The organism is Streptomyces sp. NBC_00443, assembly GCF_036014175.1.
Lineage (GTDB): Bacteria > Actinomycetota > Actinomycetes > Streptomycetales > Streptomycetaceae > Streptomyces.
This window is the reverse complement of sequence record NZ_CP107917.1, coordinates 545981-559110: the sequence shown is the minus strand read 5'-3', so window position 1 is coordinate 559110 and position 13130 is coordinate 545981. Positions and strand designations below refer to the sequence as shown.

General features: G+C 71.1%; 8 protein-coding genes and 2 pseudogenes. 2 read left to right on the top strand and 8 right to left on the bottom strand.

All coding sequences use genetic code 11. The features are described 5' to 3' along the window. The first annotated feature begins 38 nt into the window (after positions 1-38). A pseudogene (locus OHO27_RS02565) lies at positions 39-839 on the top strand (DUF817 domain-containing protein). On the opposite strand, the pseudogene OHO27_RS02560 reads toward OHO27_RS02565, so the two are convergent. The 8 genes and pseudogenes from OHO27_RS02560 to asnB form a co-directional block, all read right to left on the bottom strand. Then, positions 772-1083 (bottom strand): annotated as a pseudogene (locus OHO27_RS02560) (NUDIX domain-containing protein); the annotation flags it as partial. The pseudogenes OHO27_RS02565 and OHO27_RS02560 sit on opposite strands and share 68 nt — an antisense overlap. 76 nt (positions 1084-1159) lie before the next feature. Continuing rightward, positions 1160-1312 (bottom strand): hypothetical protein, encoded by a 153-nt coding sequence (locus OHO27_RS02555; RefSeq protein ID WP_328419850.1) that lies wholly within the window; start codon positions 1310-1312, stop codon positions 1160-1162. A 95-nt stretch (positions 1313-1407) separates the two neighbouring features. Next, positions 1408-2700: an ATP-grasp domain-containing protein gene (locus OHO27_RS02550; protein WP_328419848.1), complete on the bottom strand. Its 1293-nt coding sequence runs from the start codon at positions 2698-2700 to the stop codon at positions 1408-1410. A 2-nt stretch (positions 2701-2702) separates the two neighbouring features. Further along, complete coding sequence (locus OHO27_RS02545) at positions 2703-3476, bottom strand: aspartate/glutamate racemase family protein (protein ID WP_328419847.1); 774 nt, start codon at positions 3474-3476, stop codon at positions 2703-2705. Then, positions 3473-4732 carry an MFS transporter gene (locus OHO27_RS02540; RefSeq protein WP_328419845.1) on the bottom strand — a complete coding sequence of 420 codons (1260 nt, stop codon included), beginning with the start codon at positions 4730-4732 and terminating at the stop codon, positions 3473-3475. The genes OHO27_RS02545 and OHO27_RS02540 overlap by 4 nt, the downstream gene beginning before the upstream one ends. Then, positions 4722-5807 (bottom strand): MupA/Atu3671 family FMN-dependent luciferase-like monooxygenase, encoded by a 1086-nt coding sequence (locus OHO27_RS02535; RefSeq protein WP_328419843.1) that lies wholly within the window; start codon positions 5805-5807, stop codon positions 4722-4724. Before OHO27_RS02535 ends, OHO27_RS02540 begins: the two co-directional genes overlap by 11 nt. A 40-nt stretch (positions 5808-5847) precedes the next feature. Then, positions 5848-7863 (bottom strand): hypothetical protein, encoded by a 2016-nt coding sequence (locus OHO27_RS02530; RefSeq protein WP_328419841.1) that lies wholly within the window; start codon positions 7861-7863, stop codon positions 5848-5850. Positions 7864-7923: 60 nt separating this feature from the next. Beyond that, positions 7924-9846, bottom strand: coding sequence for an asparagine synthase (glutamine-hydrolyzing) (gene asnB, locus OHO27_RS02525; RefSeq protein WP_328419839.1), 1923 nt, complete (start codon positions 9844-9846; stop codon positions 7924-7926). A 196-nt stretch (positions 9847-10042) separates the two neighbouring features. Here asnB and OHO27_RS02520 point away from each other — a divergent pair, with 196 nt between their 5' ends. Continuing rightward, a complete protein-coding gene (locus OHO27_RS02520) occupies positions 10043-13114 on the top strand; it encodes an amino acid adenylation domain-containing protein (RefSeq protein ID WP_328419837.1) in 3072 nt (1023 codons plus the stop codon). Positions 13115-13130: the final 16 nt, after the last annotated feature.

Here is a 13130-nt window from a genome sequence, read left to right as displayed (position 1 = left end):
TGCGCAACCGAGGGCGCCGCGAGCTCGTCTTTCGGATCATGGTCACCACAAGCATCGCCGGCACCCTGACGGCGTCGTTGCGCCAGCTGCTCGATTTCGCCTGGATACAGACACGGTCCTGCGCCTTCGCCATCGCGCTGATGTCCGGCGTGGCCGCCTCCGCCCTGCTCCCCGGCCTGCCCGTGGCCCGCTACGACCTGCTAGTCGTCTACGGCGTGCTGCTGACGCTGCTGTTCTGGCTGCAGGGCTGGGAGAACGAGCGGGACGTCGCCGTCATCGCGGTCTGCCACGTCATTGGCCTGGCCTTCGAGTTGGTGAAGGTCTCCCTCGGCTCGTGGAGCTAGCCGGAGCCCGCCGTACTGAAATTCGCGGGCGTCCCGCTGTACGGAGGCTTCCTCTACGCCGCAGTCGGCAGCTACGTCTGCCGTGCCTGGCACCTGTTCGACCTGGAGCTGGTCCGCTACCGCCCGCGGGCGACGGCCGTCGTCGCCGCGGCCATCTACGTCAACTTCTTCAGCCACCACTGGCTCCCCGACGCCCGCTGGCTCCTGGCCGCACTGCTCCTGGCCGTCACCGCGGGCACCTCGGTCCGCTACACGGTGCGCACCACCCGCCGCCGGATGCCCCTGGCGCTGTCCTTCGTCCTGATCGGCTTCTTCCTGTGGGTCGCGGAGAACCTCGCCACCTACCTGGGCGCCTGGCGCTACCCCTACCAACTCGACGGCTGGCAGCCCGTGGGAGTGGAGAAGTTCGGCGCCTGGGCCCTGCTGATCAGCGTGACGTTCGTCCTCGCGGCAGTGACCCGGTCGAACCGTCGGCCTGCATCAGCTTGCGAGTGAAGCGGTGCAGGTGGGGGTCCATGGAGTCGAGCGGCTCGGCGAGCACCTGCTCGTGGGTCAGCCATCGGATCGCCGTGAACTCCTCCTCGTCGTAGGAGGTGAGGGTTCGCGCGTTCGCGGTGATGACGTACCAGAGCGAGACGTCGGTGTGTTCCCCCTGACCGCGGGTTCGGGTGACGGTGAGGAAGAGGGGATGCTCGCCCGTGATGTCCGAGGCGACCGCCGGGATACCCAGCTCCTCCCGGCACTCGCGTTCAACTCGCCCTCTACGAACCGGCCGGCGATGCTGACTCGCAGCCCCCGAGGTTCGCGCCGAACCGTCAGGCGCGGTAGCGCGGGTCGAGCGCGAGCATGTCGTGGTGGAGCTGGTGGAGCTGGTGGAGCTGGTGGAGAGGGCAGCCCTGCCGAGCCACCACGGCCGCGGCCCGATCGGGGAGCTGCCGGTCGATGAGGCTGATCGGGTCCGTCGTCACGCGTGCCATGGTCGTGCGCGGTACCGACATGAAGAGAGCTGGGCAGGGCGACCCCTCAGAAGGGTGTTGCCCTGCCCGGTTCGTAGGTCATTTCGTTACGTCAGTGCATCGACGTGGGGGACCTGATTGAGTTCTGCCACGAGGTCGCGGTAACGGTGAAGTCCCTGCGCACCGTCCTCCTCGGCCGCCGGGTCGGGCTCGGTCACGAACCGCACCTGGGAGGCCAACGACTGGGCCAAGTCCCGCGCGGCCTGTGCCGTCTCGGCCGTCACCACCACATACCCGGCCCGGTCCAGCGACCAGCGGACCCGCGGGATGAGCTGGCCCACCTCGAAATTGAGGTGGAACTCGACGACACCGGCGTGGGCGCGCGCCTCGTCGGCGCCCGCGATGGCGACCAGTCGGCCGGGCTCGGCCTCGAAGAAGACGACAGCCGCACCGCCGTTTGCCGCGGGACGCGCGATGAGCGGCTGGAGCAGACCCGTGGCCCAGGCGAGGCCGGCCTCCTCCAGGTCGATGCCGTGGACGGCGTGCGTCATGGTGTTGATCCGGTCGCCCCCGCGCCGGTTGTGGCTCTCGACCACCCGGGGCCCGGCCGACGTGAGCTTCAACTCGGTGTGCGACAGACCGCTGCGGAGGCCGACCGCGTCCAGGAAGTCGGACACCGTGCGGCACACCTCCTCCTCCAGGGAAGGGTCCAGCTGGGCGGGAATCACGTGTCCGAACTCGACGAAGCCAGTTCCGGTGATCTTGTCCGCGATGGCGATCGGCACATGACGGCCGTCGAAGGAAAGAGCGTCCACGCTGATCTCCGGGCCTTCGAGGTACTCCTCCAGCAGGAACTGCCTCAGGTCGAGCCCACTCAGCGCGGCGTACGCGGACTCGGCCGCCTCGGCGCTGTCGATCTTGTGGATGCCGATGCTCGCGGAGCCGCCCAGCGGCTTGGCGATCAACGGGTATCCCTGGGCCGCACCGAACTCCCTGATGTCCTCCAGGCTCGACGCGACGGCCGCCCGCACGGTGCTGACGCCGCGCTCCGCGGTGTGCCGGCGCATGCGCCACTTGTCGGTCAGCAGCGCCACGGTCTCGGCGGAGACACCGTTCAGGCCGAGGGCGTCGTTGAGCAGAGCGGTGGTGATGACGCCCTCCTCCTGAACGGTCACCACGGCCGAGAACGGCGTACGGTCGTGCAGCGCTCGGACGGAGTCCACCAGCTCCCGCGGGTCGGACTGGTGCCGCAGCACCAGGCAGATCTCGTCGTGCAAGGCGTCGGCGGGGAGCTTGCGGAACTCCTCGGGGGTGTACACGCAGACCACGTCCAGCTTCAGCCGCCTGGCCCGCTGGAGCATCGGGGGTTTGGGCGAGACGAGACAGACACGCGTGTTCATGGTCATTCCTTCGTGTGGTCGGGGCGCGGAAGACGCCTGGCGAGCGCCACGGCGTCCTGGGCCAGTGCCGTGGTTGGGTCGAAGACGGGGAGATTCTCGGCCCGGTGACCGAGCACCAGGGGGAGTTCCGTGCATGCTGCGACGATCATGCCCGCTCCGGCCCCGGCGACGCTTCTGACCGCCGGGGCCAGTGCCTGCTCGGCGGCCTCCAGCTCGCCGGCTTTGATCAGCCGCACGGCCCGCATCACGGACCGTTGCTGAAGCAGCGGCGGGGGGACGACCGCGTCGATGCCCTGCTCGCGCAGACTCTCCTGGTACAGGCCCGTCACCAGGGTGCCGGTGGTGGCGAGGAGCCCTACCCGGGAGACCGACGGCGCGGCCGCGGGCAGCCGGCGCACACTGGCGTCGATCATGCTGAGGATGGGGACCGCCGAGGCCCGCCGCAGGTCCGGGAGGAAGGCATGCGCGGTGCTGCAGGGCATGGCGATGATCGCGGCCCCCGCGGACTGGAGCAGGTGGACCCCTTCGAGCAGGCGGGGCAGCGGGCTGGGCCCGGCCGACAGGATGGCGTCGGTGCGGTCCGGCACAGTGGCGTCGGACCACACCAGCGTCCGCAGATGCTCCTGGTCACTGACGGCGGGCGTCTCCCGTACCAGCTTCGCGAAGAAGTCCGCCGTGGCGGCCGGCCCCATGCCGCCGAGCACACCGACGATGCCGGACGCCGCCGGATCGGGTGCCTGCGTCGCGGTCCGGTACCCGGAGGTGACCGTGCTCACCGCGCCGACCGCCCGTTCGCGGCGAGCGCGTCGTCCTTGAGGAGGCCCCACGGCACGAGGCCGCCGAGCAGCACAACCACGCCGACCAGCAGCCACATGGGAGTGCCCCGGTCCACGAGCGGCCCCACGATCAGCAGCGGCCCGACGAGGTCCTGGCCCACCCGGCCCAGGTTGTAGAAGGACAGATACCGTCCGAGCGACTCCTTCGGGGCGAGCTCGAAGGACAACGGCGTACTCGCGATGAAGAGGCTCTCCCCGGCCGTGTGGGCGAGCATGGCGACCACGAGGATCGCGAGCGCCACCCAGGCGTCGCCGACCGCCCCGGCCCCGGCGTAGGCGAGACACGCGGCGCAGACGGCGGCACCGCCGAGCGCCGACGCGCGCAGGGCGGCGGAGAAGTCGGCGAACATCCGGTTCACCGGTACCTGAGCCGCCATGGCCAGCGCGCCGTTGAGGGCGAGCAGCGCGGTGAGGCTCCACTTGGGAGAGCTGGTGGCGTGGACGATCCACAGGGGCAGCACCAGGGACAGGATCGTGTTGTGCGTCTGGGCCACGCCGTTGACGACCGTGATGGCCAGGTACCGCCGGTCGCGCAAGGGGGAGGCCCCGCCGCGGCGTTCCTTGTCCCGGCCGGTGGCCGCGGGCTCCGCCTTCGGGATGTGCAGCCGGGCCACGAGGAGCGCGGCGGCGATGAAGGACGCGGCGTTGACCCCGATCCCCACCAGGTACAGGGCGCTGGAGCCGGTCACGATGGGCAGGGTGGCGGCCAGCGACCCGAGCACGATCGCCCCGTTGCGCGCCGAGAACACGGTGCCCAGGATCGTCGCCCGGTCCTTGGCCTCGAACAGTCGGCCCATCAGGGCCTGGTTGAGGGCAGGGCTGGCCCGGTCGGCCGTCGTCACGACGCAGGCGAGCACCACGAACAGCCAGTACTGCTCGGCGAGCAGGTACAGGCCGTAGCCCACGGCACGTACACCGAACAGCACGATGAGGCTCTTCTGCGGCCCGACCCGGTCCGCGAGGGCGCCGATGCGGGGGCCGAGGAAGAACGCGCAGAGGCTGCCCAGGGAGATCGCCAGGCCGACGGCGGACACGCTGAAGCCCCGGACGGTGGTGAAGAACAGGACCGAAGTCGCCGTGAAGATGCCGGTGCCGAAGGAGTCGGCGGTCACACTCGCCAGGAGCAGTCTGGTCTCACGCCGTTGCAGCATCAGCACGTCGCGCAGACGTGCCCACAGGGCGAGGTCAGTGCTCACTCTCGACGACCTCACGTCCGGGGCTGCCCTCGCCGGCGAGCGCGGCGATCAGCGGGATCACCGCGGGGATCCGCTCGCTGGGCACGCCGAAGTCCAGCAGACAGGCGATGTCGTCGACACCCGCCGCCGCCACCCGGTCGGCCATGCCCTGGCAGGTGTCCGGGGAGCCGATCAGGGAGCCGCCCTGCAGATAGCGCTCGTAGGTCGCGTCCAGCAACTCCTCGAGGAGGTCCTCGGGGATCTCGTCGTCGGGCAGGACATGCCCGCCGCTGATGGCGCCGCCGCCCTGGGCGGCCCGGAGCTCCAGCTTCACCGCGGAGCGCAGATAGTCGCGGAACGGTGCGCGGCTGCGGGCCTCGGCGGCCTCCGGGTCGTCGTCCAGGTGGGTGTGCAGCATCAGGGAGACCGTCCCGGTGGCCGGGTCGAAGCCGGCGTCCGCGCGGGCCTTGCGGTAGAGGGCCACCTTCTCGGCGAGCTGGTCCAGGTTCTGGCCGATCAGGTGGGTCAGCACGTTGAGGCCGCGGGCCCCGGCATCCTGGAAGGTCCGCGGGTTCCCCGACGAGGTGATCCAGATCGGTAGTTCCGGCTGGACGGGCTGGGGGTGCAGGCGTGCCGCGAAGGGCTGCCCGGTGCCGTTGGGGAGCTCGACGTCCTCGCCTCGCCACAGGGCGCGCACCGTGTCGATCTGCTCCAGCATGACCTGGTGCCGCGACTCGTAGGCGTCGGGGGCCAGCACGAAGTCGTTGGCGTTCCAGCCGGAGCCGAAGGAGACTGCCGCACGGCCGGACGACCAGTTGTCGACGACGGACCAGTCCTCGGCGATGCGCACCGTGTGGTGCAGCGGAGAGATGAGGCTGCCGGCCCGCAGCTGGATATGTTCGGTCGCGGTGGCCAGCGCGGCGCTGGTGAGCGCCGGGTTGGGGAACACGCTGCCGAACTGGTCGAAGTGCCGTTCGGGAGTCCACACCGCGTCCAGGCCGTGTACGTCGGCCAGACGGCTGGTCTCCAGCACCGTCCGGCAGGTCTCCTGCGGGGCCGCCTCACCGGAGGCAAAGAACATGACGCTGAAGCGCAAGGGGACTCTCCTGTCTTTCGGAACGCAGAGGCGGGGGCGGTCAGACCGCGGCGGGCACGACCCGGGTCGCCGACCAGCCGTGGACGTGGCCGTGGACCGGGTGACTCGGGACGTGCTCGCCGCACTCCAGGCGGGCCGGGGCCCCGGCGACGAGCGTGTCGGTGCCGTCGCCCCCCTCCGGCCAGCGGATCTCGACGGTGTTGCGTCCGCGGCGCAGGATGTCCGGGCTCACGGTGAACTCCCAGGTCGTCCACGCCGTGCCCGCCTCGGCCGTGCCCACCTCGTGTCCGTTCACGGCGACCGACACCGACCCGGCCGGGACCTCGGCAGGCAGCCGCCAGGTCACTTCGAGGACGAGAGGGGCCGGTTCGTCGACGACCAGGGTGGACCGGGTGCGGGGGGAACTCGCCCGCAGGTATGCCACCCGCGGGCCGACGCCGACGTCGCGGCGCTCGTTGAACGTGGTGGCGAGGTACGCGTCGGCCAGCAGGTCGGTGCCGCCGGAGTGTTCGGCGACGAGCAGGTCCTCGTAGCGCCGGCGCGCCGGGACGCCCCTGCTCTCGAGTGTGTCGAGCATGACCTCGCGCAGGCCGTGGTCCGCCAGTTTGCCGTTGAGCCGGCCGTCGCCGACCACCATGTAGCGCCGGAACGCCGGGTCCTGGGTGGAGCGCTCGTAGGAGGAGCACATCCAGTTCGGGGCGATCCTCGTCTGGTAGTCGAGGTAGTCCTCGAAACGGTCGGCGACCGAGGCGTCGGCGTCGAGCGCTCGGCTCAGGTGGTGGCGCAGCACGTCCTCGGGCTGACCGTAGTGGGCGTTGTGCACGGCGGCGAGGAAATGGGCCAGGGCGAGCCGGTCGGCGGCGGCCCGGACCGGTACGCCGTCGGTGCCCGGCCGCTCGGGCAGCTCCAAGGCGGCACCGAGCGTCTCCGCCACGGCCAGGGCCGTGGCACGCAGGCCGTCGAAGGTGAGATGGCAGTAGTCGAGGAAGTACCGGCGGCCGGGCCCGCCGGCGTCGCCCTCCCGGAACAGGGCCGCCTGGTCGACCAGGTGGAACCCGGCCTCGTCGGCCTTGCGGCGCATCACCTCCTGCACGGAAGCCAGGGTGCGCGGGGAGTGGATGGCGAAGGGGCTGACCACCGCGTCCTTGGCCGCCCGGAGCGCGGTGAGCGCCTCGTCGGGCGAGGCCGCGCAGCGTGCCGCCAGGCGGTGGGAGACGGGGCTGGAGCCGCCGTCGAGCCCGGTCATCTCGGCGGCGAGCGTACGGGCGCCGGCGAGGTCGCCGTCCCGCAGAGCCCGCTCGGCCTCGTCCCGGGCACGGAGCCAGCGCCGCATCCGTCCGGCGGGCAGGGCGGGGCAGTCGAGGATCGGCTCGTCCGTCCAGTCGCCCAGGTTGAACTCCGGGACGACCATGACGACGGAGACGTCCCCCGCGAGTTCGCGCAGCAGGTCCAGCGCGCTCGCGGCGACCTCGGTGACGAGATCCCGGAAGGCCGCCGCGGCCGCCGGGAAGCCGCCCTCTTCGAGCAGCAGGGCCAGTTCGTGGCGCTCCATGGGCGTCGGGTCGACGTTGTTCCAGTTGTTCCCTGCGTGCACCACGAGGGCGTCGGCGCCGAGAGCGAGGGCTTCGGCGGCCGTCCTGAGGAGTTCCGCCAGGGAGCAGTTGGTGCGGGCGAGGTCGAGGACGTCCACGCCAGTGCCGTCGAGGGCGGTGTCGACGAGGCCGGCCAGCGAGTACGCCGGGTCGAAGAAGTAGCCGCGGGTCGCGGACTCCCCGAGTATGGCGATACGGCGGTGTCCGGGGCGCAGGGGTATCTCCGGCCGGTCGGCCCAGTAGCGCCATTCGTCCCGGCGCCCGGTGTCCCGGCGCAACTGCCCGTCCGTCAGGCGCCACACGCCCACCTCGGTTCCCGACGGTGTGGGCGCGGTCAGCTCCGTCGAGCGCTCGACGGGCCGGCCCAGCACCTGCATCCGGGCCAGGGCGAGGGTTCCCTCCGGCCCGGACAGGGAGCGGCTGAGTCGCTCGGTGATGCTGTGAGTCGGATCGGTCGGCGGCATCCGTTGTCCCCCTGGCAATGTGGTCCGGGCAGGGCTGCCCGGCGCCCGCCTGAGTTGCCGTCAGGCGGAGTATGCGGGCAGGTCGTAAAGGTCGAGGAGCAGGTTGAAGGTGAGTACGGTCATCAACAGGTCGGTCTCGAAGGGAACGTTGATGCGGAACCCGGGCGTGCCGTACTCACGGACGAGCCGCTCCACGCGGTCCGGATCGAAATAGCCGTCTGCCTCGATGCGTTCGCGGGACAGCAGGGCCTCGATGGCGGGGTCGTCCTGCCGGATCAGGTGCGGGCTGCCCGGCGCGGTGAAGCCGAACTTCTCGCGGTCCACGATCCGGCGCGGAATCCAGTCCCGGGCGACCTGCTTGAGGAGGTACTTCTCCTCAAGACCCTTCAGCTTCAGCTCGGGCGGCACGGTCGCGAGGAACTCGACGAGCTCCCGGTCGAGGAACGGATGGCGGGACTCCACCGAGTTGGCGAATACCATGCGGTCGCCGTGGTCCCCGAGCAGATGGTCCGCCAGCCGGAGTTTGAGGTCGAGGTAGGAACGGCGGTGCAGATCGTGCAGGCCGGTCAGGCGCTCGCGGTCGACCAACGAGTGGCCGAGGCAGTCGATCTCGCCCTGCCGCTCGCGCACCGGCGCCGAGTAGAGCCCGGCCTTCGTGGCCCGGAATCCGGCGTCGTTGCGTTCGTAGAAGAAGTTCTCGTCCCCCCACAGACCTTCGCGAATCCTGGCCTCCCGCAGGTCGGTGACGCCGCCCGCGGCCTGGGTGCGCCGGACCTGGTCGAAGCGGTAGCCGATGTAGCCGCCGAACAGCTCGTCCGCGCCCTGTCCGGTGAGCACCACCTTGACCCCGGCGCCGTGCACGGCTTCGGACAGCGCGTGGGCGGCCGAGTTGAACGACTCCTTCAGCGGGCACTCGGTGTGCCGTACGACCGTGCGCAGCCGGGAGGTTATCTCCTCGCCGTGCACGAAGCGCTCGGTGTGGCGCGTGTCGAGGACACCGCTCATCAGCCGCTGGTAGTCGCTCTCGGAGAGCTCCCGCTCGGGGAAGGCCGCCGCGAACGACTGGATCTCGGCGTCCGGCATCAGATGCCGCATGATCGCGCCGACCAGGGAGGAGTCCAGGCCGCCGCTCAGGTACAGGCCGACCTCCACGTCGGACTGCAGACGCTTCTCGACCGAACGGACCAGCAGGTCCTCGACCCGGCGGACGTAGTACGACTCGTCGTGGCGTTCGAAGTCGTCGTCGGTGCGCGGGTATGCGAGGTCCCAGTACGTCCAGAGCTTGGGCCGGTCGCCGGGGCGGAACTCGACGGCGGTGCCCGGCGGCACGCTGTGGACGCCCTCGAACATCGTCCGCGGGCTCACCAGACCGGGCAGGGTGAACACCTGGTCCAGGCCGACGAGGTCGACGCGGCGCGGCACCGCGGGGTGCTTCAGCATGGCCTTGATCTCGGAGCCGAAGACCAACTCGCCGTCCTGGTGGGCGTAGAACAGCGGCGTGACGCCGAAGTGGTCGCGGGCGCCGATGAAGAGCTGCTCGCGGTGGTCGTAGAGAACGACCGCGAACTGCCCGTCGAGCCGGCTGACGAAGTCGCGGCCGAACTCCTCGTAGAGGTGCGGGATCACCTCGGTGTCGCAGCGCGTGCGCAAGGTGTGGCCCCGGTCGAGGAGGAGGTCACGCAGTTCGCGGTAGTTGTAGATCTCGCCGGTGGTCATGGCGACGATCCGCCGGCTCTCGTCGTACATCGGCTGGTCGCCGGCCCCGAGGTCGTTGATCGCCAGCCGGGTGAACGCGAACGCCACGGTCTCGTCGACATGGAATCCGGTGGAGTCCGGTCCCCGGTGTCCGATGGCCGCGCTCATGGCGTCGAGTGTCTCGCGTGCCGCCCGAGAATCGCGTCGTGGCCCGACGAAGCCCGCGAGTCCACACACCGTCAACACCCTTTCCAGAGTCGGTACGGCTCTACGCCAAAACGTCAACATCTGCCCTGGTACGGCAGGTTGCCGCCGGGCGGGACTGAGGCAGATTACATGACCAGTTGATCAACGCAAGGAAAGATTCCTTGACCAAATAAGGATCTTCCTAAATGGCGTCTGACGTGCCACAGTTCCGTGTCGTGCATCGCCGGGGCGATCTTGGTCCGTCCGCAGGCAGGGTATTCACGAGGGGGACAACACCGTGCGTCGTACTGGTCCGGAGTCGTTGGGTGCGGTGCTGGTCGAGCAGTTCCGCCGGACACCCGACGCGCGTGCGGCCTCCGACGACGGACAGGTCCTGACGTACCGCGAACTCGACGCCCGCTCGGCCGCCCTGGCCGAGGCGCTCGTGGCGGCGGGAGTAGGGCCCGATCGGGTCGTGGCGCTCCAACTGGAGCGCTCGGTCGACCTGGCCGTGGCGATCGTCGGGGTCGTGCGAGCGGGCGGGGCATGGCTGCCGCTGTCCACCACCGACCCGGACCGGCGGATCCTCGGTCTGCTGCAGGACGCCGCGCCTGCGGCCGTCGTGACCGAGGAGTCGTCCCGGCTGTGGTCCCTCGCCGACGGCGGCGTGCCGCGCCTGACGCCCCGCGGTCACCGGGCGCCCGGCCAGGCGCCGCCGATCGACTCCGCTGCGCCCCACCACCTGGCCTACGTCATCTACACGTCCGGCTCCACGGGCCGCCCCAAGGGCGTGATGATCGAGCACGCCGCGATCGTCAACCGCCTGCGGTGGATGCAGGACCGCTTCGGTATCGGCCCCGGGGACGTGGTCGCACAGAAGACGCCGTACACCTTCGACGTCTCGGTGTGGGAGTTCATCTGGCCCCTGATGACCGGAGCGGAACTGGCCTTCGCCGCGCCCGACGGGCACCGGGACCCCGGCTACCTGGCACGGTTCCTGACGGAGCGCCAAGTGACCGTCACGCACTTCGTGCCGAGCATGCTCACGGAGTTCCTGCGCCAGGTGCGGCCCGGGGACTGCCCGCGGCTGCGCTCGGTCATGGTGAGCGGCGAGGCGCTCGGCCCGTCCCTGGCCCGGCGGTTCTTCGAGCGGCTGCCCCAGGCCGAACTCCACAACCTCTACGGCCCCACCGAGGCCGCCGTCGACGTCACCCACTGGCAGTGCGCCGCGAACGCATCGCCCACCGCACCGGTCCCCATCGGCCACCCCATCACCGGCATCGAGCTGCTCGTCGTCGGCGAGGACGGCACCCAGGTGCCAGCGGGCGAGGTCGGTGAGTTGTGCATCGCCGGCGTGGGCATCGCCCGTGGCTACCTCAACCTGCCCGAGGTCACGGCCGAGCGCTTCGTGCCGCACCCGGCCGACCCGACCCGCCGCATGTACCGCACAGGCGACCTGGCCAGTCGGCGTCCGGACGGGGCGTACCTCTACCACGGCCGCAACGACCGCCAGGTGAAGATCGGCGGCGTCCGTATCGAGCTGGGCGAGGTGGAAGCCGCCCTGCAGTCGCTGCCCTGTGTCGAGGAGTGCGTCGTGGTGACGCGCGTCGACGGGGCCGGCGTCGCACGCCTGGACGCCGCCGCCGTCCTGGTCCCCGGCGTGCCGTGGACCGGATGGCGTGATGACCTGCTGGGCATCCTGCCGGCCGGCTCGGTTCCGGCCGGCCTCACACCCGTGGACTCCCTGCCGAAGACCGCGCACGGCAAGGCCGACGTCGCGGCGCTGCGCGCGATCCTGGCGGAGCGGTCCGACCTGAGCAGGCAGGCCGACGCCGACCCTCTGGAACGCCTCTGGTCCAGGGTGCTCGGCACCACCGAGCCGCACTTCCTGCACGCGGGCGGCACGTCGCTGCACGCCGTGCGGCTCCTCGCCGACGTCGCTGAGGAGTTCGGCAGCACCCTCGCCCTGTCCGACTTCTTCGCGGAACCGACCCTTGACCGGCTGCGCGCCCTGGTCGCCGCCGCAGGCACGGTGACGAAGAAGGTGCCGTCGCGCGTGCCGCGCGATGGTGAGCTGCCCCTCAATCGCTACCAGGAACGCCTGTGGTTCCTCCAGGAGTTGGAGCCCGAAAGCACCGCGATGAGCGCCCCCACCGCGTTCCGGATCACCGGGGTGAGCGGCGAGCGGGTGTCGGAGGCATTCGCCGCTCTGGTGCGGCGGCACGAGGTGCTGCGGACGACGTTCCGCTCCGCGGACGGTGAGCCGCGGGCGGTCGTCGGCGCAGAACCCCCGGCCCTGGAGTGGACGGACGGGACCGACCTGTCCGCGGATCCCGCGGCCGTGCGCCGACTGGTGGCGGAGACGGCGTACGAGCCGTTCGACCTCGCCGCCGGACCGCCGCTGCGGGCCCACGGGGTCAGCTTCGGCCCAGCCGACCACCTGCTCGTGATGGTCACCCACCAGATCATCGCGGACGGCTGGACCTGGTCGCTGCTGACCGAGGAGCTCAGCCGGCTGCTGACCGAACCGGACCGCGGGCCCGAGGACGCACAGTTGCAGATCGTCGACCACGCGGCCTGGCAGCGTACGCAGGAGACCCGCCCGGAGCACCGGGCCGCCGTCCAGGAGTCGCTGCGGCACTGGCGCACCGTGCTGGCGAACGCGCCGGACGGGCTCGACCTGCCGGTGGACGAGCCCCGCGGCCCCTCCCTCAGCGCGCCCGCCGACAGCGTCGCGCTGCGTTGGTCGCCGGACTTCCCGGCCCGGCTGAAGAGCCTGTGCCGCGAGCACGGCATCACCGAGTTCATGGCCCTGCTCGCCGGCTACACGGCATGGCTGGCCCGGCTCTCCGCCCACGAGACCGTGGTCGTCGGCACGCCCATGGCGAACCGGACGCCGCCCTGGGTCGCCGACCTGGCCGGCTACTTCGTCACGACCGTCCCGCAGAGGCTGGAGATCGACGAGGACGCGACGGTCGCCCAGGTGCTGGACCGCGCCCGGACCGCCGTCGTGGCGGGCCAGCGGCACTCGGTGGTGCCCATCGAGCGCATCGTCTCCGAGGTCGGAGCGGCCCGGGGCGCCGACCGGCTGCCCGTCTTCCAGAACCTGTTCGTCTTCCAGAACATGCCGGCGTGGCAACGGCAGGCCGACGGCGTCACCGTGCGGGTCCACCAGTTCCCACCCCGGCACACGCACTACGACCTCAAGTTCGAGGTCTTCCCGCTCACCGAGGGCTACGAGGCCCGCCTCGTGTACGCCCGGGGCCGTATCTCGGCCGAGCGCGCCGCGCTCATGGCCCGCCAGCTCGCCTCCTTCGTCGAGGCCGCGGTGGACAAGCCCGACGCGTACGTCGACGAGATAGCCCTATGACCTGCCCGCAGGGCAA